The organism is SAR86 cluster bacterium (assembly GCA_023703575.1).
Taxonomy (GTDB): domain Bacteria; phylum Pseudomonadota; class Gammaproteobacteria; order Magnimaribacterales; family Magnimaribacteraceae; genus Magnimaribacter.
Window position 1 is genome coordinate 1,485,097 of sequence record CP097969.1, and the last position, 24,121, is coordinate 1,509,217.

Annotated in this window: 27 protein-coding genes and 1 tRNA gene; 19 read left to right on the plus strand and 9 right to left on the minus strand. The window is 36.3% G+C overall.

The window, feature by feature from the left end:
* The first annotated feature begins 45 nt into the window (after positions 1 to 45).
* The gene (locus tag M9C83_07585; protein URQ66500.1) at positions 46 to 651 is read left to right on the plus strand and encodes a 2,3-bisphosphoglycerate-dependent phosphoglycerate mutase; all 606 of its coding nucleotides are present in this window, start codon (positions 46 to 48) and stop codon (positions 649 to 651) included.
* Here M9C83_07585 and hisF read toward each other — a convergent pair.
* From hisF to hisB, 4 genes are read right to left on the minus strand one after another with little or no spacing between them, the layout of a single operon-like run.
* Positions 648 to 1,415 (minus strand): imidazole glycerol phosphate synthase subunit HisF, encoded by a 768-nt coding sequence (hisF, locus tag M9C83_07590; protein ID URQ66501.1) that lies wholly within the window; start codon positions 1,413 to 1,415, stop codon positions 648 to 650. The two genes, M9C83_07585 and hisF, sit on opposite strands and share 4 nt — an antisense overlap.
* Positions 1,416 to 1,417: 2 nt before the next feature.
* The gene (gene hisA / locus M9C83_07595; protein URQ66502.1) at positions 1,418 to 2,140 is read right to left on the minus strand and encodes a 1-(5-phosphoribosyl)-5-[(5-phosphoribosylamino)methylideneamino]imidazole-4-carboxamide isomerase; all 723 of its coding nucleotides are present in this window, start codon (positions 2,138 to 2,140) and stop codon (positions 1,418 to 1,420) included.
* Positions 2,141 to 2,752, minus strand: coding sequence for an imidazole glycerol phosphate synthase subunit HisH (hisH, locus tag M9C83_07600; protein URQ66503.1), 612 nt, complete (start codon positions 2,750 to 2,752; stop codon positions 2,141 to 2,143).
* Between the two features lie 11 nt (positions 2,753 to 2,763).
* On the minus strand, positions 2,764 to 3,351 hold the full coding sequence (gene hisB, locus M9C83_07605; GenBank protein ID URQ66504.1) for an imidazoleglycerol-phosphate dehydratase HisB: 588 nt from the start codon (positions 3,349 to 3,351) through the stop codon (positions 2,764 to 2,766).
* Positions 3,352 to 3,430: 79 nt separating this feature from the next.
* Between hisB and mutY the strand changes: the two genes are divergently transcribed.
* The 10 genes from mutY to M9C83_07655 all read left to right on the plus strand — a co-directional run bounded on the left by mutY (position 3,431) and on the right by M9C83_07655 (position 11,924).
* Entirely contained in the window at positions 3,431 to 4,483 is a 1,053-nt protein-coding gene (gene mutY / locus M9C83_07610) for an A/G-specific adenine glycosylase (protein URQ66505.1), read from the plus strand.
* Positions 4,464 to 4,730: an oxidative damage protection protein gene (locus tag M9C83_07615; protein ID URQ66506.1), complete on the plus strand. Its 267-nt coding sequence runs from the start codon at positions 4,464 to 4,466 to the stop codon at positions 4,728 to 4,730. Before mutY ends, M9C83_07615 begins: the two co-directional genes overlap by 20 nt.
* Before the next feature lie 51 nt (positions 4,731 to 4,781).
* Positions 4,782 to 4,857: transfer RNA gene (locus tag M9C83_07620), tRNA-Phe, on the plus strand.
* A gap of 518 nt (positions 4,858 to 5,375) precedes the next feature.
* Positions 5,376 to 5,675, plus strand: coding sequence for a hypothetical protein (locus tag M9C83_07625; protein ID URQ66507.1), 300 nt, complete (start codon positions 5,376 to 5,378; stop codon positions 5,673 to 5,675).
* Between the two features lie 9 nt (positions 5,676 to 5,684).
* Positions 5,685 to 6,116, plus strand: coding sequence for a hypothetical protein (locus M9C83_07630; GenBank protein ID URQ66508.1), 432 nt, complete (start codon positions 5,685 to 5,687; stop codon positions 6,114 to 6,116).
* Positions 6,117 to 6,694: 578 nt separating this feature from the next.
* Positions 6,695 to 7,576, plus strand: coding sequence for an alpha/beta hydrolase (locus M9C83_07635; protein ID URQ66509.1), 882 nt, complete (start codon positions 6,695 to 6,697; stop codon positions 7,574 to 7,576).
* Positions 7,563 to 8,525 carry a prolyl aminopeptidase gene (gene pip, locus M9C83_07640; GenBank protein ID URQ66510.1) on the plus strand — a complete coding sequence of 321 codons (963 nt, stop codon included), beginning with the start codon at positions 7,563 to 7,565 and terminating at the stop codon, positions 8,523 to 8,525. The genes M9C83_07635 and pip overlap by 14 nt, the downstream gene beginning before the upstream one ends.
* 9 nt (positions 8,526 to 8,534) lie before the next feature.
* Positions 8,535 to 9,605, plus strand: a complete 1,071-nt coding sequence (locus M9C83_07645) for an alpha/beta fold hydrolase (protein ID URQ66511.1) — start codon at positions 8,535 to 8,537, stop codon at positions 9,603 to 9,605.
* A gap of 54 nt (positions 9,606 to 9,659) precedes the next feature.
* Entirely contained in the window at positions 9,660 to 10,550 is an 891-nt protein-coding gene (locus M9C83_07650; GenBank protein URQ66512.1) for a phytanoyl-CoA dioxygenase family protein, read from the plus strand.
* 12 nt (positions 10,551 to 10,562) lie between these two features.
* On the plus strand, positions 10,563 to 11,924 hold the full coding sequence (locus M9C83_07655) for an MATE family efflux transporter (protein URQ66513.1): 1,362 nt from the start codon (positions 10,563 to 10,565) through the stop codon (positions 11,922 to 11,924).
* Here M9C83_07655 and M9C83_07660 read toward each other — a convergent pair.
* Both M9C83_07660 and M9C83_07665 read right to left on the minus strand, forming a co-directional pair.
* Positions 11,911 to 12,687, minus strand: coding sequence for a phytanoyl-CoA dioxygenase family protein (locus M9C83_07660; protein URQ66514.1), 777 nt, complete (start codon positions 12,685 to 12,687; stop codon positions 11,911 to 11,913). The genes M9C83_07655 and M9C83_07660 overlap by 14 nt on opposite strands.
* A 6-nt stretch (positions 12,688 to 12,693) precedes the next feature.
* Positions 12,694 to 13,056: an MAPEG family protein gene (locus tag M9C83_07665; protein URQ66515.1), complete on the minus strand. Its 363-nt coding sequence runs from the start codon at positions 13,054 to 13,056 to the stop codon at positions 12,694 to 12,696.
* A 76-nt stretch (positions 13,057 to 13,132) separates the two neighbouring features.
* Here M9C83_07665 and M9C83_07670 point away from each other — a divergent pair, with 76 nt between their 5' ends.
* The 3 genes from M9C83_07670 to zapE all read left to right on the plus strand — a co-directional run bounded on the left by M9C83_07670 (position 13,133) and on the right by zapE (position 15,806).
* Complete coding sequence (locus M9C83_07670; GenBank protein URQ66516.1) at positions 13,133 to 13,801, plus strand: hypothetical protein; 669 nt, start codon at positions 13,133 to 13,135, stop codon at positions 13,799 to 13,801.
* A 63-nt stretch (positions 13,802 to 13,864) separates the two neighbouring features.
* Positions 13,865 to 14,734 carry a DUF1295 domain-containing protein gene (locus tag M9C83_07675; GenBank protein URQ66517.1) on the plus strand — a complete coding sequence of 290 codons (870 nt, stop codon included), beginning with the start codon at positions 13,865 to 13,867 and terminating at the stop codon, positions 14,732 to 14,734.
* Between the two features lie 13 nt (positions 14,735 to 14,747).
* On the plus strand, positions 14,748 to 15,806 hold the full coding sequence (gene zapE / locus M9C83_07680; GenBank protein URQ66518.1) for a cell division protein ZapE: 1,059 nt from the start codon (positions 14,748 to 14,750) through the stop codon (positions 15,804 to 15,806).
* Here zapE and M9C83_07685 read toward each other — a convergent pair whose 3' ends face one another.
* Positions 15,807 to 16,088 (minus strand): antibiotic biosynthesis monooxygenase, encoded by a 282-nt coding sequence (locus M9C83_07685; GenBank protein URQ66519.1) that lies wholly within the window; start codon positions 16,086 to 16,088, stop codon positions 15,807 to 15,809.
* Between the two features lie 75 nt (positions 16,089 to 16,163).
* Here M9C83_07685 and M9C83_07690 point away from each other — a divergent pair, with 75 nt between their 5' ends.
* Both M9C83_07690 and hspQ read left to right on the plus strand, forming a co-directional pair.
* Positions 16,164 to 17,375 carry an FAD-dependent oxidoreductase gene (locus tag M9C83_07690; GenBank protein ID URQ66520.1) on the plus strand — a complete coding sequence of 404 codons (1,212 nt, stop codon included), beginning with the start codon at positions 16,164 to 16,166 and terminating at the stop codon, positions 17,373 to 17,375.
* Entirely contained in the window at positions 17,375 to 17,707 is a 333-nt protein-coding gene (hspQ, locus tag M9C83_07695; protein URQ66521.1) for a heat shock protein HspQ, read from the plus strand. Before M9C83_07690 ends, hspQ begins: the two co-directional genes overlap by 1 nt.
* Positions 17,708 to 17,711: 4 nt before the next feature.
* Here hspQ and M9C83_07700 read toward each other — a convergent pair whose 3' ends face one another.
* Positions 17,712 to 18,908, minus strand: a complete 1,197-nt coding sequence (locus M9C83_07700; protein ID URQ66522.1) for an aminotransferase class I/II-fold pyridoxal phosphate-dependent enzyme — start codon at positions 18,906 to 18,908, stop codon at positions 17,712 to 17,714.
* A gap of 223 nt (positions 18,909 to 19,131) precedes the next feature.
* On the opposite strand from M9C83_07700, the gene gcvT reads away from it, so the two are divergent.
* Genes gcvT through gcvP form a run of 3 tightly spaced genes read left to right on the plus strand, consistent with a single transcriptional unit; the run spans position 19,132 to position 23,443 of the window.
* Positions 19,132 to 20,226, plus strand: a complete 1,095-nt coding sequence (gene gcvT / locus M9C83_07705; GenBank protein URQ66523.1) for a glycine cleavage system aminomethyltransferase GcvT — start codon at positions 19,132 to 19,134, stop codon at positions 20,224 to 20,226.
* The gene (gene gcvH / locus M9C83_07710; protein ID URQ66524.1) at positions 20,223 to 20,606 is read left to right on the plus strand and encodes a glycine cleavage system protein GcvH; all 384 of its coding nucleotides are present in this window, start codon (positions 20,223 to 20,225) and stop codon (positions 20,604 to 20,606) included. The genes gcvT and gcvH overlap by 4 nt, the downstream gene beginning before the upstream one ends.
* A 5-nt stretch (positions 20,607 to 20,611) precedes the next feature.
* Positions 20,612 to 23,443, plus strand: coding sequence for an aminomethyl-transferring glycine dehydrogenase (gcvP, locus tag M9C83_07715; protein URQ66525.1), 2,832 nt, complete (start codon positions 20,612 to 20,614; stop codon positions 23,441 to 23,443).
* On the opposite strand, the gene M9C83_07720 is transcribed toward gcvP, so the two are convergent.
* Entirely contained in the window at positions 23,424 to 24,095 is a 672-nt protein-coding gene (locus M9C83_07720; protein URQ66526.1) for an HAD-IB family hydrolase, read from the minus strand. The genes gcvP and M9C83_07720 overlap by 20 nt on opposite strands.
* Positions 24,096 to 24,121: the final 26 nt, after the last annotated feature.

Here is a 24,121-nt window from a genome sequence, read left to right on the forward strand (position 1 = left end):
TTATATAGATTACTAAGTTAAAATATAAAAACTTTTAATAATATTATGAAATCAAAACTTGTTCTGGTCAGACACGGTCAAAGTGAATGGAATGCAAAAAATCTATTTACAGGTTGGAAAGATCCTAAATTAACTGATCTAGGAATTCGGGAGGCAATAAAAGCTGGAGAGCTATTGGATATAAGAAATCTAAAGTTCGATCTAATGTTCACTTCAGATCTATTTAGGGCTCAAGAAACCGGTCGCTTGATCCTAGAACAGATAAACCAAAAAGATATAGAAATAATTCAAGATCAGTCTCTTAATGAAAGAAATTATGGAGACCTAGCAGGACTAAATAAAGACGAAGCGAGAGAGAAGTGGGGAGAAGAACAAGTCCATATTTGGAGACGATCTTTCGATGTCCCTCCGCCAGGCGGAGAGAGTCTAAAAAATACTGCCGAGAGAGTGCTTCCTTACTTTGAACGCGAAATCATGCCAAAGGTTAAGAAAGGCTTAAATATCTTAGTTGCAGCTCATGGAAATTCTTTGAGGGCTTTGGTAATGCATTTAGAGAAAATTAGTTCGGAGGAGATTGTGAAATTAGAAATAGCTACTGGGGACCCTTTAATTTATGAATTTTCGAATGGAGACTTTCTTAGGGTTGATTAAAACCTAACAGTAATACCGGAAGCCTTCATAGCCTCTTTGGCATCTTTAATGGAGAACTCTGAAAAATGAAAGATACTTGCTGCTAAAACTGCTTCAGCGCCTCCAATTTTTACTCCATCTATTAAATGATCAAGATTTCCCACTCCACCAGAGGCTATAACAGGAATAGATATTCTTGAAGAGACTTTAGAAACCAAGTTATTATCGAAACCTTCTTTTGTTCCATCTCTGTCCATACTGGTAAGTAGAATTTCACCTGCTCCATATTCAGTAACTTTTTCGGTCCACTCTAAAACATCTATACCAGTTCTATTCCTGCCTCCGTAAGTAACAACTTCCCATGTATTATCTTTATCTGTCTTGGCTTTAGCATCAACAGCAACAACAATACATTGTGATCCGAATTTATCAGCCGCTTCCTGCACGAAGCCAGGATTCTCTACTGCTGAAGTATTTATGCTTACCTTATCTGCACCAGATCTTAAAAGTTTCTTAATATCTTCTATCTTCCTTACTCCACCTCCAACGGTAAGAGGGATAAAAACCTGGCTCGCTATACTTTCTACAGTCTTATAAGTCGTGTCTCTAGTCTCGTGACTGGCAGTAATATCTAACATAGTGATTTCATCAGCTCCTTCGGTATCATATCGTTTTGCAATCTCGACTGGATCACCAGCGTCACGGATATTTAAGAAATTTACTCCCTTCACTACTCTACCCTTATCTACATCAAGACAGGGAATAATGCGCTTTGCAACTGACATAGTTAGTTTCCTAGTACCTCGAGAACATCGGCATAAGTAAAAGCTTTCTCATATAGTGCTCTTCCACATATTACACCTGAGATATTCTTTCTATCATCAAGTTGGATAATATGATCTAGAGAGGAAACACCTCCAGAAGCAATTACAGGAATTTTTGTTTGGTTAGCTAAGTCCGATGTAGCCTCGATATTGGGTCCTATCATCATTCCATCCTTTGATATATCAGTGAAGATAATAGCTGCGATAGGATCATCCTCAAATTTTTTGACTAACTCGGCAGGAGAAATTTCAGAACCCTTTAGCCAGCCCTGAGTTTTTACAATACCATCAAGGGCGTCAATGCCTAGAACCAAGCGATTTGGGTACTTAACGCAAAAGTCTTTTAACATATCGGGCTCTTCAACAGCAGAAGTGCCCATAATAACCCTCTCGATCCCAGCTTTTAAATATTCCGATGCCGACTCAAAACTTCTAATACCTCCTCCTATTTGTATTCTTTCTTCCGGAAACTCTGAAATGATAGAAAATATGATTTCTTGATTCATGGGTTTACCTTCAACAGCACCATCTAAATCAACTATATGTAGAATTTCTGCTCCCTGAGAAAACCAAGAGCCAGCTGTTGAGATTGGATCTTCAGAGAATATAGTTTCTTCATCCATTTTCCCTTCTCGCAGCCTAACGCATTTCCCATTTTTTAAGTCTATTGCTGGAATTACGATCATCTAAACACTCCAATCCAAGAAGTTTTTATATAACTGTAATCCTGCACTTTGGCTCTTTTCAGGATGAAACTGGACAGCAAAAATATTATCTTTCGCAAAGGACGATACAAACTTTTCACCATGAATTGTTTCGGTAAGAGCATCTTTAGATGAAGGACAGCAATAACTGTGAACAAAATAAAAATAACTGGAATCTATAATATTCTTCAGTAGAAAGTGCTCTTTTAGATAATAAACCTGATTCCATCCCATATGAGGGACTTTGATATCTTTATTAGACTGAATCTTACATACTTTTCCATTCAACAAGCCCAACCCTTCAACTCCACCATTTTCTTCACTTGATTCTAAAAGCATTTGCATACCTACACAGATAGCGAGAGTAGGTTTCTTTTTAACCTCTTCAAGTACTGTCTCTTTTAAATCGATAGAAAAGGCCTCCATGCAATCCTTAATGGCACCCACTCCTGGAAAAACTAATTTATCAGAAGTTTTTATCACTTCCTGATCAGAAGTTATGACTATACTTTCTTTCTGCGAGACAGCCTCTAGGGCCTTGCTCACTGAGTGCAGATTACCCATTCCATAATCGATAACAGCAATTTGTGTCATCTATTAAAGCCCTACAAAGCTCCTTTTGTTGAAGGGATAATATCGGCCTGTTTTGAATCTATTTCCAGAGCCATCCTTAATGCTCTTCCAAAAGCTTTAAAAATGGTTTCAATTTGGTGATGAGTGTTTTCACCATAGAAGTTCTCAATGTGAAGAGTCATAAATGCGTGATTACTGAGTGATTGAAAGAAGTGCTCAAACATGTTGACATCAATACCGCCAACCTCTTCTTTGACAAAATCGACTTTCATGAATAATCCAGGTCTTCCAGAAAAATCTAATACCACTCTTGAAAGAGCCTCATCTAGTGGGATATAGGACTGACCATATCTTCTTATGCCCTTCTTATCTCCTATTGCTTTATTAAAAGCTTCTCCTAATGAAATACCTATATCTTCGATAGTGTGGTGATCATCAATATGTAAATCGCCCTTAGCTTTAATACTAAGATCAATCATTCCATGTCTACCAATCTGATCAAGCATGTGTTCAAGAAAAGGTAATCCGGTATCAAACTCTGTTTTACCTGTCCCGTCTAGATTTAGCTCAATAGCTATTTGGGTCTCCGAAGTATCTCTATTTACAACTACCTTTCGCATAATAAATTCCAATAAGGGCGCGCATTATATCTAATATGTTCAAGTTCTTCATTACTAGTACAATTAACGTAATATTTGTATGTCTGAACTTAGTAAAAAACTGATCAAATGGCACAAGAAATCAGGTCGTAAAGATTTGCCTTGGCAGATTCAAACAAATCCATATAAAGTTTGGATATCTGAAGTCATGCTTCAGCAGACTCAAGTACAAACGGTAATACCTTATTACCTGAGATTTATAGATAGGTTCCCTAATATCAATTCACTTGCCGAATCCAATGAAAACGAAGTTTTAAGTTACTGGTCAGGGTTAGGTTATTACTCAAGGGGAAGGAATTTACTTAAGACTGCAAAGATTCTTAAAGATGATTTCAATTCCATGATGCCTCAGTGCTCGCAAAAATTAGAATCATTGCCTGGAATTGGAAAATCGACTGCTGGGGCCATTCTCTCTTTAGGTTTTAAACAAAAAGCTCCTATTCTAGATGGAAATGCAAAGCGACTATTAGTTAGATATTTTAAAGTGGAGGAACCTATTGATTCTACTAAGACAATTAAGAATCTTTGGGAAATAGCCTCTAAGAATTTGCCTCATCAAGAATGCGATATTTATACTCAGGCAATTATGGATGTGGGCTCCTTGATTTGTAAAAGAAAGAGTCCTGACTGTGAAAATTGTCCATTAAATAAAACATGCCTCTCATTCAAAGAAGGTATTCAAGATTCACTTCCTCTTAAATCTCCTTCAAAAAAGAAACCAAGCAAACAGCTCTATTGGCTGCTTTTGCAAAATAAAGAAGGTGAAGTTCTCTTGGAAAATAGAACCTCAAAAGGTGTATGGAGAGGTTTATGGACCTTTATAAGTTTTGATGAAATAGAATCAAGAAAAGAATTTATTAAAAGACTCCCCAAAGGTTATGAATTTATAGAACAGCATTTAAAGCTAAAACACACCTTCACTCACTATAAATTAGATATAGATACTACTTTAGTGAGATTAAACGAAGATTTCCAAAATCTAGATAATAATAAAGTGTGGTTTAATAACAAAGAATTATCAGAGATTGGCATGCCAATGCCTGTAACTAAAATTTTAAAAGATCATATTGAAGATGCGCAAAGTTTTTTGTAAGAAATACGGTGAAGAGTTAGAGGGATTGGATAAACCTCCCTATCCAGGACAAAAAGGTGAAGACATATTTGATAATGTATCAAAAAAAGCTTGGGAGGAATGGTTGGAACACCAAAAGATGCTCATTAATGAAGGTCAAATAAACCTTGCAGATAGGGACTCTCGAAAATGGCTAAATGAGCAAATGGATCTTTTTCTGTCAGGAAAAGATTACGCAAAACCAACGGGGTTCAAGCCAGTTGAGTAAAACCTACTTTTTTAGAGTCAATTAATTGTATACAATCGCAACACCTTAAATGCCCAGATAGCTCAGTCGGTAGAGCAAAGGACTGAAAATCCTTGTGTCGGTGGTTCGATTCCACCTCTGGGCACCACTTCCCAAGCATGTTTCAGCTTGATAGTCTATTAGCCAAATAGAAAAAGTCACCACATAGTCACCACATCTATATCAAAAGCTTTCGCAATCTATAAATCTGTTCGGGTTAGTTTCATCTTATGTTTGATGGGTACGCATGAGCCATGCCACATACCGGGGGAGTATATGAACTGCTCAAACATTTTTAGCCAAAAAAGGTTGTAAAGTAGTAGAGTAAGAATCATGTTAAAACTACCCAATCCAAGAGACCTTGTTCTAGATAAAGAGGTTAAAGTTTCTAATGGGATTAAAGGACACCAACACCGGGAAAAGAATCAATTAAAGAGAAAGTATTTCCAGATACATGACTTAGAGGAGTTTGATTGATGGATATGCTTATATTCCTAATAGCCCTTTCAGTTGCTTTCGGATGCTACTATTTGTTTAGAGGCAAAGAAAGGAAAGATAATTAGCTAGTGTTTGCAGTTGCTTTTGTAACTATGGTCTTTTTAGTTATATTTAATTCATAGATAACTTATGCAAGAAGACGAAGAACTAACTCTTGAAGATGTCGAAGATAAGATTGAGAAATTAGAGTCTGATATAAATGACAGGCTAGATGCTCAAGAAGAAGTACTTGAATCTTTCAACGAAGCCTTGGAAAGAATTGATGACTACCTAACAAATACTCTAGGAAATGAACTTGAGATTATCGAAGTAGAGATAGAGCATGCCAAAGAAAGAAGATTAGAGGTATCACAAGAACTTCGAGAAGAGATTCGTGAAGAAGTTATGTCTCTAAGAGAATATATTAATGAAAATTTTAAACATAATTAAGACTACCTAATGAAACACCTACTTCTCTCACTAACCTTAATACTCTCTGCTAATGCTTGGGCTGAAGATTACGAAAATGAAATAATTTTTTATCAAGAATTTAGCCCGCTTAAAAATGAGCAAGAAACTGCTAAGTTTGCTGAATACTATCAGAGCATAGTCGATAAAAATGAGCCAGACACTCTCGGATGGAAGTTTTTTAAAGCAGACGACAAAGTCATAGAAATACTAAGATGGAAAGATTCACAAGCAATAGTTAGACATCTAGAAAATGTTTCTGAAGGTGGAATCTTTGAAAACGATTTTAAATCTTTTAATGAACACTTTGCTATCGAAAGCATAAAAGTATACGGAAATGTAGATGCTGATGTTAAAAATTTGCTTATGGATTTTGGACTGCCTTTTGAATTCTATCCACTAATTGCTGGATATAGCAGATAAATGAAACACCTAACCACTTACTGAAATTTGATATGTATTATCCCGCTTTAATTGTTTTTGTTATAACCCTAATCCCCCTATTTTTCACAAAGTTCCTTTTTCTTGCTGAATGGGAAAGACCTAAAGATTTAAATGGTTTAGATGCTAGAGTGATTATCTTCTGGGGCTATGTGTTTGGCATGGTTCTACCAATAGGTCTTGTAGCGTTTAGAGGTTATATTATTTAGAAGTATGAAAGCTCCATTGATATTTTTATTATGCGTAGTGATATTTGTAATCTCTATGGTGTGGCTTTCTGCTTAATTGTTATGAAAGACCTAGAACTAGAACTCCAAACTCTCCTATAATTAGTGAATAAATGTTTATTAAAACTATATCTTTTTTACTTTTCTTTTTTTGTACCTTCTTTTTACTGATAGGTGTTTATTTAATAAGCGTCTCATTGACGAATTTCCAAGGAGAACTGCTAATAGTAAATCTCTTATCTTCTTTGATGTGTTTTGCAATTTCTGGAGCTTTATATCTTCTTAGAAAAAAATTAAATGAAAAAAATATTGATTAGTTATTTCAATATCCAAATGAAAAAATTCCTAGTCTTATACCTCATTTCGTTCGCTTCTCTGAATGTTTATTCAAACTACACATTAGATCAAGAGACGACAATTGCAGAGATCAATGGAATCTCGCTTGCTTATAAAAGTATTGGCATGGAGGAAGATCCACCTGTATTAATGGTAATGGGCCTACTGGCATCACATAAAGTTTGGGGAGAAACCATTGTCAATGGACTTGTCGATTCTGGGTACAGGGTTATCCTCTTTGACAATAGAGATACAGGGGATAGTGAGAAGTTAGATAGGCTAGGAAGACCTAATCTTTATTGGAAGTACTTTCTTTATTCCTTGGGTATTGGTTTTAATGCGCCATATACACTTGAAGATATGGCATATGATGGTATTGCATTATTAGACCACTTAGATATTGAAGAGGCTCATATAATTGGAGCTTCTATGGGAGGCATGATAGCTCAAATAATAGCGTCCAAATTTCCAGATAAGACGACCAGCTTAGTGTCACTTATGTCATCTCCTAGAATTCCAAAAACCTCTGAGATTTCACAAGGAAATCAAGAAAATCTAAGAAATATGGAAAATGTTGATACAGAAGGTGCGCGAGAATATGGCTTTTATCCAAGGGCAATGCCTAGGCAATTGACTGCAGTTTTTAAGGCCGGAGACAGGTCTGATATTGTAAAAAATATCTCCGTACCAACGCTGGTACTTCATGGAGAAGATGATGCTTTAATACCCGTAAGTTATGGAAGGCTTACTTCAGAACTCATACCAAACTCAACATTTAAGGTTTACAAAGATATGGGTCATAATTTACCCAAAGAAGTTATACCTATTTTGATCGAGGATATTGTAAATTTTTACAAAAAAGTAGATGAAGTTCTTTAATAAAGAAAATAAATTATATCCACCAATCGAACCTTATGATTCCGGCTATATAAAGCAAGGAATCCATGAAATTTATTATGAACAATGCGGGAATCCCAAAGGTAAACCTGCAGTATTCCTTCATGGTGGGCCTGGTGGAGGTGCTGGAAGCTTTTCTAGAAGATTTTTTAATCCTAAGAAATATCGCATAGTTCTTTTCGATCAGAGAGGATGTGGAAAAAGCAAACCCCACACTTGTCTTGAAAATAATACTACTTGGCACCTAGTTGAAGACATTGAGTCAATAAGAAAAAAATTAAGCATAGATAAGTGGCTTGTTTTTGGTGGTTCTTGGGGTAGTACTCTCGCATTGGCTTATGCACAGAGTCATCCTCAAAACGTAACAGAGCTTGTTTTAAGGGGTATCTTTATGTTGAGACATAAAGAAATCCAATGGTTCTATCAATATGGAGCAAGCGAATTATATCCGGAAGCATGGCAGGGATTTTTGAACGAAATTCCAAAAGAAAAGAGAGGCGATTTGGTTGATGCCTATAGGGAAATCTTTAATGGAGATGATGAAGAAAAAAAATTATCAGCTGCAAAAGCCTGGTCTAAATGGGAGGCATCTACTAGTTTTATTAATCATAATCCCGAAGCTGTAAAAGATTCTGTGGACAGCAAATTTGCATTAGCTTTTGCTCTTATTGAAAACCATTACTTTGTGAATAATGGTTTCTTGGAAAATGAAAATCAACTTCTCGATAATATCGATAAAATCAGAGACATCCCTGCTGTAATAATTCAAGGAAGATACGATGTAGTATGCCCTCCTACGACTGCTTATGAGCTACATTCGAGATGGCCAGAATCTGAACTAAAAATAGCTCCTTTTTCAGGTCATTCTGCATTCGAAAAGGAAATAACACACCTACTAATAGAAACAACAGACAGATTTTCCAAAACCTAATAATCAAAAATGATAAAAATTCTAAAATTCCCAATTCTGATAACTTTAATTTTATGTAGCCCACTCTTTTATGCTGAGGGTAATCACAAGATATTCAATCTAGGAGATTTTGACCTAGAGAGTGGAATCACATTACCAAATGCTAAGTTATCTTATGTAACTCATGGAAAATTAAATAAGGAAAAGGATAATTTAATAGTTGTTCCTTCTGCATACCTTGGTGATCATCATGGATTTGATTTTTTAATTGAACCTGGGAAAGCTCTGGATCCTGAAAAATATTTCATAGTTGCTACAGATATGTTTCAAAATGGTTTGTCTAGCTCACCAAGCAATACCCTGCCTCCATTTGATGGGCCGAATTTCCCTTTAATTTCAATAAGAGACAATGTGAAGGCAGGATATAAATTAGTTACTGAACTCTTTAAAGTTAAAAAGATAAAAGGTGTTGTAGGATTCTCAATGGGAGCTCAACAGGCCTTTCAGTGGGCTGTAAGTTATCCAGATTTTGTTGAAAAAATAGTGGGTATAGCAGGCTCAGCAGTAGAGTATCCGCACGGCATAGTAAGACTGGAAGGTTTTATATCTGCAATAAAAGCAGATGCCTCTTTTGAGAATGGTCAGTATATGTCCCCACCTGAAGTAGGACTCAGAGCAGGAGGAGCGCACTGGGCCAGTTGGGGCTGGTCTCAAGAATGGTATCGACAAGGCCTCTATAAAGAAATGGGCTTGAAAGATACCGATGAAGTTATAGATTGGTTTGAAGAATTTGTATTAACCTGGGATGCCAATAATCTTATAGCCCTAGCTAGAACCTGGCAAAATAATAATATTGGAAATACACCTGGATTTAATGGTAATTATTCAGAAGCATTAGGATCTATAAAAGCCGATGTCTTATATATGCCGAGCGAAACGGATATGTACTTTCATATTGATGCATTAACCAGAGAAGCTAGCATGATTCCTGGGGTTAAGCTTAAAGTAATTCCTTCACTTTGGGGTCACATAGCTGGAGCAGGCTTTTCAGCTGAAGATATAGAATTCATGAATAATGAAATAATAGAGTTTTACAAATAATTTCTAATTTTATCCTGAATTACATATAAGTTCGTTTTGGTTTAAACTCTATCTGTGGGGAATATAAAGCACGTAACAACCGTCACTCCGGTAGAAGAAATATTAAATATTTTAGATGAGGATGCGGGTGTTATTATTGATGACTTTCTTGAATCAGCAGACTTAGCTCAAATTAAAAAAGATCTTCGACCCTTCCTGAATGTTACTAACAATGGCCAAGATGAATTCACTGGTTTCGAGACTAAAAGAGTTGGTGCTCTATTGGCCAGATCAGAAACATGTCAAAATTTAGCGCTGGATCCATTAATTAATAAACTAGCAGACGGGTTTTTGGGACCTCACTGCGAAAATTATCAACTGCATTTCTCTTCTGCTATTCAAATTGGACCGGGAGAATCAAGTCAAATTCTTCACAGAGATCGGGGAGTTTGGGGAGGGTATATTCCAAGAAAGATTGAAACACAATTCAGTACCGTCTGGGCAATTAATGATTTCACTAAAGAAAATGGAGCAACACAAGTAGTTCCTGGATCGCATAAATGGGATAAAAATAGACAACCACAGATTGAAGAAATTGCTTATGCAGAAATGAAAGCAGGATCTGTATTTATCTATACTGGATCGGTATTACATGGTGGTGGAACTAACACAACTGAGGAAACTAGATTAGGAATTTTCTTGCACTATGCACCTAGCTGGTTAAGGCAGCAAGAGAATCAATATCTCTCATATCCTCCAGAAGTCGCTAAAAAATTTACTTCTGAACTTCGTTCTTTGATTGGCTACTCAAAGGGGGGGTATGTTCTTGGATTCTTTACGGATCCAAATGACAAAGAAGGCAAATTGGAGTCAGTATCTCCTGAAAAGTTATTTGGTGATTCAAAAGATAAATATGCAACTTTAGCCACACCTGAAAAGCTAGTAAAAGAATCTTCAAGAAAATAAGCTAAAGGATTAGTGGATAACAGAACCCAAGAGTTTCTTACAAAACCGATCGTGCCATTGCTGATAAGAATGTCAGCTCCAAATACCTTAGCTTTTTTTATCCAATCAATAGTTGTACTTACAGAAGTCTGGTTTATTAGTAAGTTGGGAACAAAGTCACTTGCTGCAGTAGCGCTTGCTTTTCCATTATTGATGCTAACACAAACTATGTCCGGTGGCGCACTCGGAGGGGCTATCAGCTCAGCTATAGCTCGAAGTATGGGGGCTAATGATATAGATCGCGCAGAAAAATTAATTTGGCATTCAATAGTTATCTCGATTTCTGGAGCATTTACCTTTTTAATTTTATTTTTATTATTTGGGAAAGGTCTTCTTTATTTACTGGGAGGTAGAGGAGAAATTCTTGAAGAATCCTATTTGTATTGCTCAGTTCTCTTCTTCGGAGGAATACTTATATGGTTATCAGGAAGTTTAAGTGCCGTCTTAAGAGGAATGGGAAATATGCGCTTTCCTGCAACACTCATGATCATTGCTTCTCTTCTACAAGTTCTTCTCTCTGGAGGATTTATTTTGGGGTGGTATGGATTTCCTAAACTAGGAGTCGCTGGTGCCGCTATCGCTGCCTTGATCAGCAGTATGATTATGGTATCGATAATTGTCATGAAGCTATTATCTACCTCAGTTCCGGCGATGCTGAAACGAGAAAAATTAATTTTGAGCAAACCGCTATTCTCTAATATCTTTGAGGTAGCTATTCCAGCATCGGCCTCTCCACTTCTAACTGTAGGCACAATATTAGTGTTGACCGGTTTAGTTGGAACCTTCGGAACAGAAGCTCTTGCAGGATATGGCATTGGTTCGAGGGTAGAATTTCTTATGATTCCTCTTATTTTTGGGATTGGCACGGCCATGACATCTATTGTGGGTGCGAATATAGGCGCTAATAACATAGTGAGAGCAGAGAGAGTTGGTAATTATGGTGGATCAATGGCGGGTTTAGTTTCAGTGCTTATAGGCTTTTCTTTGGCCTTTTTTCCTGACTTGTGGATCCATTATTTTACTGATGACCCAAAAGCTTACGAAGTCACAAAAAAATATATTCAAATTGTCGGCCCTTTTTATGCCTTTCAAGGGATAGGTCTTTCTCTATATTTTGCTTCTCAAGGCGCTAACGCAATGTTTTGGCCGACAGTGGCGACGATTGCAAGATTTTTGATAGCAGGCTTAGGAGGAAGTATTTCAATTTATATCTTAGGATTTGGTATAGAGTCGATTTTCCTATCCTCTTCGATAGCAATGATGATTTTCGGCACTATGATTTTTGTCTCACTAAAAAGAGGAGCATGGAGAAAGCATGGCCCTAAATATTCTTAACTTCGCCAGATTTGAGCATGGCTCTATTTTTTGGTTGATAGGTCACGATATACGCCCTCCTCTCTTGATTAGATTGATTAGGCTTCGAGCCGTGAACTATATGTTGATTAAAAAAGATTAGAGATCCCGCTGAGGCTATTAAATCAACTGCATCATCGATATCGAATGTATCTTGGTCCGTAAAAAACCCTCCTAATTGAGAATTATCAAATGTTCCAGGTAAACAACCTTTCTTATGACTACCTTTAATAACACTGAAACATCCATTTGATTCGTTAGCATCATCTAAACAGACATAAACATTAGGCAAAGTATCGACATCTTCACTATCATGAATCCAGTATGGTGAATCTTGATGCCAGCCAAACCCTGACCCAATTTTTGGTCTCTTAAGGTTCAGCTTATCCGTCCATAAACTAACTTCATCTAGAGACAAGATAGATCTTATTGGATCAGTTAATTTTCTATCTGCAATAATCTTTTCAAGATCTGAATTGAGAGAATGAGCTGGTTCGATAACTTTTAAGAAATTTTCATGAGGCTCTGGTTCAAATTGAAGAGTCAAGTAATCAATATCAACAAATCTCTTTGCATCTAAGAAATACTCTTTGCCCTCTCCGGCTATTGAGTGAGCTTTAGAAACAGTAGTCTCAAAGAAATTCCTGAAAATATCTATTTCAGTTGAAGAAAACTGATTTTCTCTAAGGATATAACCATCATTCTTATATTGAAGTTTCTCGTGATCTGATAGGAAATACGACACCTCGTTTCAAATCAACGCTATAGCCATCATTACCAGACAAACAATAGAGACTCCCCAAACAAGTGTTCTAAGATACAAAATACCAAACATATAAGTGAAGTAATAAAGCACCCTTGAGCCTAGCCAAAACATCGCTAGATTATAATTATCAATTTCCAAAACTATAGACAGAATGGCTAGTGCTAAAAATGCAGGTAAACTCTCTAAGATATTAGACCCTGCTCTTCTGGTTCGACCAACAACTGGGGCCTCTTCAACAGAACCTTCTCTATTTGAGATGAGAAAATCTAAGTTTTTGCTATTCAGTACTGCTGGAGTTAAAAGTTGAATTAAGGTTAGTAATAAAGAGAGAATAATTAATGTGATCATTGCAAATTTCCTGTGTTAATCTCCTGGAGAGATTAAACTAGATTCAGCTGATTTCAAAACATAATTTAGAGGTTACATGAGATTTCTGAGAAGAATTTTCACCATCAAAGAAGTGCCGTCTGTGAGTTGGAGTTCTGACTTTCCACTCAATACTAAGCCGAGATCTTATACAGTCATTATGTTGATTACTGGACTATTTTTCTTTGGTTTGGGTGAGGCAATTATCATAAGAAGCGGATCTGGCGTAAGTCCTTGGACTGTTTTGGCACAAGGTATTTCGACAAAGACTGATCTTTCTGTGGGTACAACAACTTTCCTAATAAGTATTACAATCCTTATCTTCTGGTTACCTCTTAAGCAAGTTCCTGGAATTGGAACGATTCTTAATGCAATTATTATTGCTTCTACTATAGACTTAACCTTGCCTTATCTGCCCCAACCAAATGATACTTACTTAAAGCTATTACAAGCATGCATGGGGATATTTGTTGTAGGTTTGGGAAGTGGAATCTACCTGATCAGTAATCTTGGACCCGGACCGAGAGATGGCTTGATGATAGGGCTACAAAAGCAGACTGGTACTTCAATACCGCTAATAAGAACCATTTTAGAATTGTCGGCTGTAATTTCGGGATGGTTCCTTGGCGGAGTTGTAGGCATTGGGACGGTTCTATTTGTTTTTGGTATTGGCCCTTGTGTAGGGATAGGACTCACACTTGTAGAAAAGATTTCAAAGAAACCTTAAATTAAAGACTTGAAAAGAAGGTTATTGTTCCTTCTAATGACCTAATAACTAATAGAGATACACATGAAAAGAACTGTAACCATACCAGCAACATTTATAAGTATAGCCTTAGGAGTCATTATTGCTCTAGCGGGCAGTCAAGGGTCAGAGCTCTACAACGGAGTAGCACTATTTGCTATATGTGCAAGTGTTAGCTATTTGCTGCACTGGATAATATTCATACCCTCTTATATTTATCAAACAGAACATTATTTTGATCTAACAGGTTCAATTTCTTATCTTAGTGCTATAGGTTTGGGTTTTTATCTCAATCCATCTATGGACCCTAGGGACTTACTCATTGGTGTTTTGATAGTGATTTGGGCTGTAAGACTTGGGACATTTCTTTTCTCAAGAGTTAAACAAGATGGGAAAGATGGAAGATTCACAATCATGAAAACTCAATTCCATTGGTACATCATGACTTGGACTTTGGGAGGTCTATGGGTCTTTCTAACAATGGCAGCAGGATTAGCTGCAATTACATCTAATGTAAATATTCCTCTTGGAGTCATGGCTTATCTGGGATTAGCTTTATGGATTCTAGGCTTTTCGATTGAGGTTATTGCTGATAAGCAAAAAAGGGATTTCAAGAAACAACAAAATAAAGAAAAAGAATATATAACTTCTGGTCTTTGGGCCTGGTCTAGACATCCCAACTATTTTGGAGAAATCACCTTATGGGCAGGACTGACTTTAATAGCACTTCCAGTATTGAGCGGGTGGCAGTTAGTCACCCTCATCTCTCCAATTTTTGTCTATGTTCTCTTAACAAGAATAAGCGGCATTCCGATGCTTGAAAATAGAGGAATGAAAAAATGGGGCTCTGATCCAGAATATATCGACTATTTGGAAAGGACGCCTTCATTGCTTCTAAAAAAACCCAATAAATAGTTTATTTCTCACATTGAAGCCCACCGATCTTTATTCCAACTTGATTGCAGATGGGCAACTAAGCTTTGATAAAGAGCAAAAAACTCTCCTTAACAAGCTAGATAAATTAAATGGGGCTCTAATAAAGCGCTCTAAGTCTTGGTTTAAACGTAAAAGTATAAAAGGGTTATACATCAGAGGAGAAGTCGGAAGAGGCAAAACTCAAATGATGGATATCTTCTTTGAAACTTTAGATTTGAAAAAGAAGAAAAGAATTCATTTCCATAGGTTTATGAAATTACTGCATGAAGATCTAGATGAGCTTTCAGGAAAGAAAGACCCACTTAAGATTGCAGCCGACAATATATCTAAAGATACTGAAGTGTTATGTTTTGATGAGTTTTATGTTGAGGATATTGGTGATGCTATGCTTCTTGGTAGATTCATTAACGAACTATTTGAAAAAAAAGTAACTCTAGTTACTACTTCTAATACTCATCCCGATAATCTTTATAAAGATGGTCTTCACAGAAGTAGATTCCTGCCTGCAATTGAATCAATCAAGAAAAATTGTGAGATTTACGAATTAGACTCTGCGCAAGATTATCGTCTTAGAACTCTAGAACAACTAGAAATATTTGTCATTGGGAAAAAAGAGGAAGGGGCAAGTGAACTTGAATCAAATTTTTCAGAACTTACAAATGATGACTATCTTGAAGGAGAAAATATTGAAGTTCTTGGAAGAAAGATTAAGACAATAAAGCTTTCACAAGGTTCCGTTTGGTTATCTTTCAGCGAGATTTGCGAAGGTCCCAGAAGTGCTAAGGATTACATTGAAATTTGCAGTGAATTTCATACTCTCTTTGTATCTGATGTTCCGGTCTTTCAATCATCTAATGATGATTCAGCACGAAGGTTTATCGCTTTAGTAGACGAATGTTACGAGAGAAATGTAAACCTAATCCTTTCTATGAAGACGGGATTAAGTGAATTGTATGCAGGAGAAAGGTTATCTGAACCTTTCAAGAGAACTATTAGTCGTCTTGAAGAAATGAGGTCAAGAGAGTATCTCTCGAGACCTCACATCATGTAATTAGACTGATTGAAGCATTTTTATTTCAGGCGCCCCTGCCATGAATGCACCCATTTTTGCACCAAGCTCTCTGAAATAATCAGTTTTCCCGTGAGCATCTTGTGCCTCTTGGTCTTTATATCTTTCAAGAAAAACATAAGTTGTGTCATCTTCTTTATATAAATCGTAATAGACCACACCATCTTCATTTGCATTCACTTTCTCAACCAATTGAGATGCTACGGCTTCGAAATCTGCTCCAGAACCTTCTTTAATTTTTAAAGTAGCAACTACTCCTATCATTTTTTTCTCCCTTATTTATAAATTAAATGTAGACTTTAGATAGTTTCAAAGAAATAATCGAGAACTTTTTTTAGCATGGAAAACTTACTTATTATTGGAGCGGGACAATCCGCTATCCAATGCATTTCGACTTTAAAGAAAGAAGGTTACTCTGGCTCAATCACTTTAGTTGGAGAAGAGGAACACCTTCCATATCAAAGACCGCCTTTGTCGAAAGGGTTTCTAGAAGATAGTCTCAACAAAGAAAGACTATATTTTAAGAAACTTGAATTTTTTAAAGAAAATAAAGTTCAACTCTATCTTGGGTTATCTGCTGAAAAATTGGAAATCAATAATCAAAAAGTTTACCTCTCAGATAATTCAGTGCTTGAATTTGATAAATTAGTTTTTGCTACTGGCAGTAGAGTTAGATATCTAGATTTTCCGGGCAGTGAGCTTAAATCAATATTCTATTTGAGAGATCTAGATGATGCCGAGGCAATAAAAAAAGATTTAGAAACTAGTGAAAATTTAGTAATCATAGGTGCTGGTTATATCGGACTTGAAGCTGCAGCAATCGTGGCAAAAAAGAATAAAAAAGTCACTATTATTGAAATGGCTGATCGAGTGATGAATCGAACAGTTGACCCTCAGATATCTGAATATTATTTAAATCTGCATAAAAGTTATGGGGTTAAATTCCATTTCAATACCAGCTTAGAAACTATTAATGAAGTATCTGATTCGTTGGAGGTAGTTTGCTCTGATGGTACTGAAGTGAAAGCAGATTCTGTACTTATTGGTGCTGGCGTTGTTCCTAATATAGAGCTTGCAGAAGAAGCTGGTATCAATTGTGACAATGGAATAATCGTAAATGAATTTGGTCAAACTAACTTTAAAAATATATATGCTTGTGGAGATTGCACAAATCATCCTAATAAAATTTTAAATAAGAATCTTAGATTAGAGTCAGTTCATAATGCTATGGAGCAAGCAAAAACTGTAGCCTCCTCTTTGATGAATAATCCGATGGAATATAATCAAGTGCCTTGGTTTTGGTCAGATCAATATGATCACAAGCTTCAGATTGTTGGACTTTCTGGCGATCATGACGTGGTTACCATGAGGGGTAACACTAATGATGCCAAATTCATGCTTTTTTATACTAAAGATGAGGAATTAATAGCTGTTGACGCAATAAATAATCCAAAAGAGTTCTTAATTAGTAGAAAGCTTGTAGCAAATAAAGTTAAAATAAAACCCAAGGTAATTTCCGATCTAAATACAAACTTAAACGATTTAATTTGATGAAAAAAACTATCGAGACCGAATACGCGCTTGGACAAGTTGTTAAGCATAAATACCTCGACTTTAGAGGAGTGATTTATGATGTCGATCCTGAATTCAATAATACTGAAGAATGGTATCAATCAATTCCAGTTGCCATAAGACCTAAAAAAGATCAGCCTTTTTATCACGTATTTGCTGAGAATGATCAAGTATTTTATTCTGCGTATGTCTCTCAGCAGAATCTATTAGTTGATGATAGTCGTATTCCAGTAGAACATCCTGATGTTCCAATTTTCTTTGGGGGCTTTGATGGAAAGTCTTACGAGATACTGGAAAATAGTAAAAACTAGACTTTTACTGGGCCTGTTCATAGGCCAAACCTATACAACATAAGAAAACATCCATAGCAGTATCTAGCTCATCTAAAGAACAGGCTGTGGGAGCTATTCTGATAAATCTGTCTTCTTCGTCTATGCCATAAGGATGAGTAGCTCCAGCTGGAGTTAGTTTCAACCCAAGCTCTGAAGCCAAGTTAATTATTTTTTTTGCTAAGCCTTTGTTAGCTTCGAAAAGTAAAAAATAGCCTCCTTTAGGTCTTGTCCATTTCCCAAATTTTTGTGACTCTAATTTATTGATAACAAGATCAAACTTAGGCTTGATTATGTCAGCATGTCTTTTCATATGATCCTTTAAATCAACTTGATTAAAAAATCTTACATGCCTCGCTTGATTTAATTTATCAGGACCTATCATTAAGGAAGAATAGAATGGTAGAAAAATATTCTGATTATTAAGCGACATAGCAATGAATGCTATTCCAGCACCAGCAAAAGTGATCTTAGAACTAGAACCAAACTGGACAACCACATCTTCGCAGCCTTTGGTTTTAGCCATAGCAAATATGTCATCAAAAGATGGGTCACCGTACAGATCATGAACAGCGTAAGCATTATCCCAGAATATCAGTGTTTTATTTTTTGTTTTGCTAAAGATTTCAAGTAAACCATCTATTGTCTGATGACTGTAAATTTCTCCAGTTGGGTTTGAGTATTTTGGTACACACCACATCCCTCTAATAGAATCATCTGAATCAATTAATCTTTTAACTTCCTCTAAATCAGGTCCAGTACCTGTCAAAGAAACTGGGATCATATTAATACCGAATTTTTCGCAGAGATTAAAATGTCTATCATAACCAGGGACGGGACATAATACTGATACTCTTTTCTTGCTATTCCAAGGGCCCTCTCCAATGCCCTCTACAAATAGAAAAGACATAAATTGAGACATTAAAGATAGGCTGCTATTGCCTCCAGCCCATACATATTCTTTGGAACATCCTAAAATCTCTGCTCCTAACTCACGACAAGAATCTAAGCCTTTAATTTCGCCATAATTTCTTATATCGACACCATCATATAAAAAGTCATTTTCGGAGAAACTCATCAATCCATTTGATAAATCAAGCTGATCTGATGATGGTTTGCCCCGAGTAAGATCTAGTGAAAGTTCCTTAGATTTGAGCTCTTCAAACTTTGAAAGATAGTCCATTTATTTGAGTTGGATTTAAAAAAAATGAGATTTTAACATTGGCTTTAGTCGATAGATATATAAAAGACGTATGATCAAATTTCATACAATCACTTCTTAAGCTGATAATAATTGACTATCAAGAATCCGTTAACAAACTTATCCACATAAATGGGGGATAAAGATCATATTCCGTGAGACATATTTTAGAGGAAATAGTACAATCTACGTTCAGCAAAGACCCTTGAATAAGAAAACTTCTCTATATCAAAACCACCTGGAAGCCAAGGCTAAAATGGTAGACTTTCATGGCTGGGATATGCCAATTAATTATGGCTCTCAAATCGAAGAGCACCATGCAGTGAGACAAGGTTGTGGTATTTTTGATGTATCTCACATGACAATTCTTGATTTTGAAGGCAGCGAATCCGAACTTTTTATCAGAAAACTGATTGCAAATGACGTAAGAAAACTTCAAGAGAACTATTCTGGTCTTTATTCTGCTATGTTGAACGATAAAGGCTTTGTAATAGATGACCTAATAGCCTATCGCATGGATAAAGGATTTAGACTGGTTGTTAACTGTGCAACCAGAGGTGAGGACTTAAAATGGATATCTGCGAGGGCTAAAGAATATGAAGTAAATATGCTAGAAAGAGATGATCTGTCAATGGTCGCTATTCAAGGTCCTCAATCTCCAAATGTCCTTAAGAACTTTCCTGCACCAATAGATTTTCTTAAAGAGAAAAAGAGACAGCAAGGAATTTTTCAAGATGATATCTTTGCAGCAAAAACCGGTTACACCGGGGAATTAGGTTTTGAAGTGATACTGCCTAATGAAAAAGCCATAGATCTTTGGAATATAGCAATCAGTGAAGGAGCCAAACCAATCGGCCTTGCAGCTAGAGATACACTTAGACTTGAAGCTGGAATGAATTTGTATGGTTTTGAGATGGATGAGACCATCTCGCCTTTCGAATGTAATATGGGCTGGACAGTTTGTTGGCAAGATGAGCAAAGAGATTTTTTTGGTAAAGAAAGTTTAATAAAACAGAAAGAATCAAATGATCTTAAAGAACTTGTTGGTATAATTACAGACGAAAAGGTGATCCTAAGGCAAGGACAGAAAATACACCTTGAGAAAGAGAATCATGCACGCGGAGTTGTCACTAGCGGAACTTACTCACCAAGCCTAAAGATGCCTATAGCATTAGCAAGATTACCAAAAAGTGATAGCACTTCTTGTTTTGCTGAAATTAGAGGTAAAAGAGTAAAAGCTATAATAGGTTCACCGAAATTTATTAAAGAGGGAAAAGTTATTTTCAAGGAAAAAGTATGAGTTCAGATAACGAAGTGAGATATTTATCAAGTCATGAATGGGGCAGAATAGACGAAGAAGGAATTCTTACTGTAGGGATCAGTGATCACGCACAAGATCTTCTCGGAGATATTGTATTTGTAGAGTTGCCAGAAGTTGGTGATATGTTAGAAGCAGAGGGAGAGTCTGCAATAGTGGAGTCTGTCAAGGCAGCCTCTGATGTATATTCACCTCTTACTGGTGAAGTTATCGAGATTAATGAAAAGCTACTTGATGAACCGGAAATAATTAATAATTCTCCATTAGAAGATGGTTGGTTTTTCAAAATTAAAATTGATGATGATCTACAATTTACTGACTTGCTAACAGAAGAAGAATATAACGATACTTGCGAAGATTAAAATTATTGGAAAATTTAAATAAAATAAATCTCTTTTCAAAACGCCACCTTGGTTCGAGTGAAGCCGATATTAATTATATGCTTCGGGAGGTTGGATACGACTCTATGAGCTCTTTTATTGATTCAGTAGTTCCCGGATCAATCCTCAAAAGAAATGCCGTTCAAATAGGTGAAGAAAGGACTGAAGAAGGAGTTTTGGAAGAATTGAAAGAAATAGCTTCTAAAAATAAGGTATTCAAAAGTTTTATTGGTCAGGGTCATTATGATAATTTCACACCATCTGTAATCCTTAGAAATGTTTTTGAAAATCCTGGGTGGTACACCTCTTATACACCCTATCAACCTGAAATATCTCAAGGAAGATTAGAAGCTTTAATTAACTTTCAAACAATGGTTAGTGATCTTACCGCTATGGAATTATCTAATGCTTCTTTACTCGATGAAGCAACTGCAGCCGCTGAAGCGATGACATTAGCTAAGCGCTCATCTAAATCAAAGTCTAATTCTTTTTTTGTGGATGAGAATAGTTTTCAAAATACAATAAATGTTCTTAAAACTCGAGCAGAGCCTTTGGGCATAAAGCTTATATTTGGAAATCCTATTGACCTTCCAAGCCATGAGGTTTTTGGTGCATTTCTTCAGTATCCAGGTTCAAATGGAAAAATTACTGATATGAGCCAACATATTAAATCATGCCATGACCAATCTGCTTTAGCCGTTATAGGTTCTGATCTTTTGGCATTAACAATTCTTAAACCCCCTGGTGAAATGGGGGCAGATATTGTCATCGGGTCCTCTCAAAGATTTGGCGTACCTTTAGGGTGCGGAGGACCTCATGCAGCTTTTATGGCAGTTAGCGACAAATTGAAAAGATCAATGCCAGGCAGAATAGTTGGAGCATCAGTAGATTCTAATGGAGATGTTGCCTATAGATTAGCTCTCCAAACAAGAGAACAACATATAAGACGAGAAAAAGCTACAAGTAATATTTGTACTGCTCAGGCATTGTTGGCCATTATGGCGAGTTTTTATTCGATCTATCATGGCAAAGAGGGATTGATTGAGATAGCAAATAAGGTTAACCACCTTACTTCTTTGTTAAAAAAGAATTTCGAAGTTAATGGTATAGATTGTCTTGAAGATAACTTCTTCGATACCTTAATAATTAGATCCGGCCAACAAACAAAAGAGATACATAAACGCTCTCTAAGCAAGAATATAAATCTTAGAAGAATAGATGAGGAACATATAGGTATCTCATTAGACGAGACCACTTCCATGAAGGATATAGAAAATATCTTGGAAATATTCACAAATCAAAAAATAGATTCTAATTTGAATTTTAAATCTTCAATACCAAAAAAGCTGAAAAGAACGTCCTCCTTCTTAGATCATGAGGTTTTTAAAAAACACAGGACAGAAACAGAGCTAGTAAGATACATTAGAAAATTAAGTGACAAAGATATAGCACTCGATCGAGCTATGATCCCTCTTGGATCTTGCACAATGAAACTAAATGCTACTTCAGAAATGATTCCAGTGAGTTGGCCTGAGTTTTCGAAAATTCATCCTTTCGCTCCTAAAGATCAGCTCCAAGGGTATAAAGAGCTAATAGAGGATATGGAAAAGATGCTTGTTGACCTTACTGGATACTCTAAGATTTCTTTACAACCTAATGCCGGATCACAGGGAGAATATGCTGGTCTTTTAGCGATAGATGCATTTCATAAAAAAAATAATGAATCTCATAGAAATATTTGCTTAATACCTAAGTCTGCTCATGGTACTAATCCTGCATCAGCTCAAATGGTAGGCCTTGAAGTCGTACCGGTCGAGTGCGATGAAGATGGAAATATCGATATTGATGATTTAAAACAAAAAGCAGAGATTCATGAGGAAAATCTTTCCTCTCTAATGATAACGTATCCTTCAACACATGGTGTTTTTGAAACGAATGTCAGTGAGGTTTGTGATGTTATTCATTCAAAAGGTGCCTTTGTCTATATTGATGGAGCAAACTTTAATGCAATGGTTGGAATTTGCTATCCGGGATCCTTTGGCGGAGATGTTTCGCACCTGAATCTGCATAAAACCTTTTGCATTCCGCACGGAGGCGGAGGTCCAGGTATCGGACCAATTGGTGTTGTCGAAAAGCTTAGTGATTTTGTCCCTTCACATCATGATAAAAGTGACCCAGCTGTGGGACCTGTCTCTGGTACTGACTGGGGAAGCGCAAGTATACTGCCAATCAGTTGGATGTATATGAAGATGATGGGTTCTGAAGGATTGACTCAAGCAACTCAACTGGCCATTTTAAATACAAATTACATAGCTAATAGGCTTAAAGATCATTATAAGATCTTATACAAAGGTTCTAATGATTTAGTAGCTCATGAATGTATTATTGATGTTCGTCCATTAAAGGAAACAGCAGAAGTTGAAGTAGAGGACATTGCTAAAAGATTAATCGATTATGGATTCCATGCACCAACGATGTCCTGGCCTGTAACGGGCACCTTAATGATTGAGCCAACAGAAAGTGAATCTCTGAGTGAGATAGATAGATTCTGTGACGCAATGATTTCAATCAGAAATGAGATTAAAGATATTGAGGAAGGTAAAGTTTCTAATCAAGATAATCTATTAAAGAACTCCCCTCACTGTGCAAAAACTCTTTTACAACATGAATGGGATCATCCCTATACAAGGGCTGAAGCTGCATTACCTGCGAAGAGTTTACATGAAAATAAATACTGGCCACCTGTTGGAAGGGTAGATAATGTTTATGGAGATAGAAATTTGATATGTAGTTGTCCTTCTATGGAAGACTACCAATAGCATTTCTTCTGCCTTCAACCAACCAATTTCTTTCTTCTGCAATTTTACGTAATTTATTATCAGGGCTTACAGCCGAAGGCATGTCCGAAAATTCAAGCAATGGTAAGTCATGAATTGAGTCTGAATAAGCGAATATCCTTTCAAAATGGTCTGACTTCATCCAAATCTTAATTCTTTTAACTTTCTCCTCAGAAAAGTTAGGAATTCCTTCAACCTTACCTGTAAAAAAATTATCTCTATACTCAGGGTCCGTACCAAAACAAGTTTCAATACCCATTTTTTGGCCAATAACTTTCACAAGAAAGGTTAAAGAGCCAGATGTAAGAATTTTTGTATCGTCCCGATGTCTCAATAATAATTCTTCAGTTAATTCATCCGTAAGCCTTTCTATAACATCGGAAGTAAATATGTCGATTTTATGCTCTAATTCTTTGAGACTTTTTCCTACTAATGGGCTGAGTAAGAATTCGGAATACTCGTCTACATTTAAGTCACCCTGTCTGTAACTTTTTTCAAAACTCTCCATTTTATTGAAAAATTCAGAATCTTGGATCAGTCCAGCCTTATCCATATATTTTACCCACTCACCTTCTGTGTCTCCATCAAAAAGAGTGTCATCTAAATCAAATAAGGCTAAATTCTTTTTTTTCATTATTATATACACAGAACAAGACTGAA

Coding starts and splice junctions, on each gene's coding strand:
- M9C83_07585 (URQ66500.1), top strand. CDS start 46: ATGAAATCAAAACTTGTTCTGGTCAGACACGGTCAAAGTGAATGGAAT.
- hisF (URQ66501.1), bottom strand. CDS start 1,415: ATGTCAGTTGCAAAGCGCATTATTCCCTGTCTTGATGTAGATAAGGGT.
- hisA (URQ66502.1), bottom strand. CDS start 2,140: ATGATCGTAATTCCAGCAATAGACTTAAAAAATGGGAAATGCGTTAGG.
- hisH (URQ66503.1), bottom strand. CDS start 2,752: ATGACACAAATTGCTGTTATCGATTATGGAATGGGTAATCTGCACTCA.
- hisB (URQ66504.1), bottom strand. CDS start 3,351: ATGCGAAAGGTAGTTGTAAATAGAGATACTTCGGAGACCCAAATAGCT.
- mutY (URQ66505.1), top strand. CDS start 3,431: ATGTCTGAACTTAGTAAAAAACTGATCAAATGGCACAAGAAATCAGGT.
- M9C83_07615 (URQ66506.1), top strand. CDS start 4,464: ATGCGCAAAGTTTTTTGTAAGAAATACGGTGAAGAGTTAGAGGGATTG.
- M9C83_07625 (URQ66507.1), top strand. CDS start 5,376: ATGCAAGAAGACGAAGAACTAACTCTTGAAGATGTCGAAGATAAGATT.
- M9C83_07630 (URQ66508.1), top strand. CDS start 5,685: ATGAAACACCTACTTCTCTCACTAACCTTAATACTCTCTGCTAATGCT.
- M9C83_07635 (URQ66509.1), top strand. CDS start 6,695: ATGAAAAAATTCCTAGTCTTATACCTCATTTCGTTCGCTTCTCTGAAT.
- pip (URQ66510.1), top strand. CDS start 7,563: ATGAAGTTCTTTAATAAAGAAAATAAATTATATCCACCAATCGAACCT.
- M9C83_07645 (URQ66511.1), top strand. CDS start 8,535: ATGATAAAAATTCTAAAATTCCCAATTCTGATAACTTTAATTTTATGT.
- M9C83_07665 (URQ66515.1), bottom strand. CDS start 13,056: ATGATCACATTAATTATTCTCTCTTTATTACTAACCTTAATTCAACTT.
- M9C83_07670 (URQ66516.1), top strand. CDS start 13,133: ATGAGATTTCTGAGAAGAATTTTCACCATCAAAGAAGTGCCGTCTGTG.
- M9C83_07675 (URQ66517.1), top strand. CDS start 13,865: ATGAAAAGAACTGTAACCATACCAGCAACATTTATAAGTATAGCCTTA.
- M9C83_07685 (URQ66519.1), bottom strand. CDS start 16,088: ATGATAGGAGTAGTTGCTACTTTAAAAATTAAAGAAGGTTCTGGAGCA.
- M9C83_07690 (URQ66520.1), top strand. CDS start 16,164: ATGGAAAACTTACTTATTATTGGAGCGGGACAATCCGCTATCCAATGC.
- hspQ (URQ66521.1), top strand. CDS start 17,375: ATGAAAAAAACTATCGAGACCGAATACGCGCTTGGACAAGTTGTTAAG.
- M9C83_07700 (URQ66522.1), bottom strand. CDS start 18,908: ATGGACTATCTTTCAAAGTTTGAAGAGCTCAAATCTAAGGAACTTTCA.
- gcvH (URQ66524.1), top strand. CDS start 20,223: ATGAGTTCAGATAACGAAGTGAGATATTTATCAAGTCATGAATGGGGC.
- M9C83_07720 (URQ66526.1), bottom strand. CDS start 24,095: ATGAAAAAAAAGAATTTAGCCTTATTTGATTTAGATGACACTCTTTTT.